Here is a 1,669-nt window from a genome sequence, read left to right as displayed (position 1 = left end):
GCGGTGGACAGGACCCTTCCGCCGAGGTTCCACCCTTTTCGCCGCCGGCTGCAGCAGCCCACTCTAGGTCGATATCCTTGACTAGGCGATCAACTTCAACAGCTTGGTTCTTGCTCGCAACACAGTCGTTAGTGGCAAGTATCCTCTGGTGAAACGGGTGGAACCTGACGAGGAGGAACCTGACGAGGAGGGATCCTCGGTGTCTTCAACGGCGGGCTCGACATCCGGCTCGACATCCGGCGCTACCTCGACTCCGGTTGAGGCTTTTGCTTTAAAACAGGCACCCCGCGACCGCTAGGATAAGCACCGAGCCGGAGCCATCGCCGTGTATCGTCCCGATCGACCGCCCCTCGCCTACTGGACTCTCCCCGCCTTCGTCTCGGTATTGCGGGCCCTGCCTTATTTGAAGACTCTGCGCACCGAGCCGTCGGCCGGTTCCTCCGTCCTCCAGATCGGCTACAACCCGCCGGACTGGCTCGCCTACCTGGCCATGATCCGGCAGGTTCCGGACCGCGGCGCGTTCTTCTTCGAGAACCCGTTCACCACCGAGCTACAGAGTGGCCGCCTGGTGTTGCTTTTTCACTGGTTGATTGGCGCAATCTCTGCGCTGACCGGAGCCGACCCGAACTTGGTCCTCGAGCTCAGTCGAGTGCTGTTGCTTTTCGCCTTCTTCGGCGTGTTGTGGTGGTTCACGCGGCCGATTCTGGCGTCACGAACCGAGCGCCTCTGGGCGGCGGCCCTGATCGGGCTGGGCGGCGGCCTGGATGTGTACCTTCGCCCATTTGCGCACGCTCTGCCGGAGGCGCCAGCGGACCTGTTTCGGGCAGCCACCTCTTCGCTCTACGGCTGGAGTACCTTCGGCGCTTTCTACAACCCGCTCTGGATCGCCGCGCTCACCGGTTTGCTCGTCTTACTACGCCCGGTTCTCTCGGCGCGAGAGCTGACCAAGGCACAGATTCTGCTCCTGGGGCTCGGGCTCGCTCTGCTCTGGTTGATCCACCCCTACAGCGCCATCGCCTTCGTCGCGATCACGAGCCTGCACTGGACGGCTCGGGCGCTCTTCTACCGAAGCGCGTTTGGCTTGCGCGATCTCGCCTCGGTCGGCGCCGTTTTCGCGCTCGCCGTCGGCCCGCTCATACTCTGGCAGCGGATGGATCCCGTCTTCCGGATGGCCTCGAACGGCGTCCTCGGCAGTTTGGGCCGCTCCGTTTTCTGGTATCCGCTGACCTACGGTGTGGTGCTCGTTCTGGCAATCTGGGGACTCCGGATCTGGGCGAGCCACGGACACACCTACCGGGTGGCGATCTCGAGCTGGATCGTTGCAGTGGCCGTCCTCCACTCCTCGATGATCTGGAACGGGCACCACTACGTGATGTATCAGCACATCCCTCTCTCGATCCTGGCCGCGACCGCGATCACCACTTTTACGCGGGGCTTCGGCACGACCGGGCTCCGCCGCGGCGCGGGCGTCGTCGCCGTGCTGGCGCTCGTGTTCGGAACTCCGGTCCTCGTTTCAAGCGAGGCGCTGCGCGAGGTCGAGGCTCGCGAGCCCGTCCCCACCGCCGCTCTCGAGATGATCGAGGACCTTGCGCAACGCCCACCCGGTCATGTGCTGGCTTCGGAGCGACTCGGCAACATCCTCCCCGCCCACACCCACCCCCAGGTCTTC

1 protein-coding gene is annotated in these 1,669 nt (G+C 64.3%); it reads left to right on the top strand.

What is annotated here, in order from left to right; all coding sequences use genetic code 11:
* Window positions 1–325: 325 nt before the first annotated feature.
* On the top strand, window positions 326–1,669 hold a 1,344-nt coding region (locus tag GY769_17375), incomplete at its 3' end, for a hypothetical protein (protein MCP4203691.1).

The sequence above is a fragment of the bacterium genome (assembly GCA_024224155.1).
Classification (GTDB): Bacteria; Acidobacteriota; Thermoanaerobaculia; order Multivoradales; family JAHEKO01; genus CALZIK01.
This window is presented reverse-complemented; position numbering and strand designations above follow the sequence as displayed.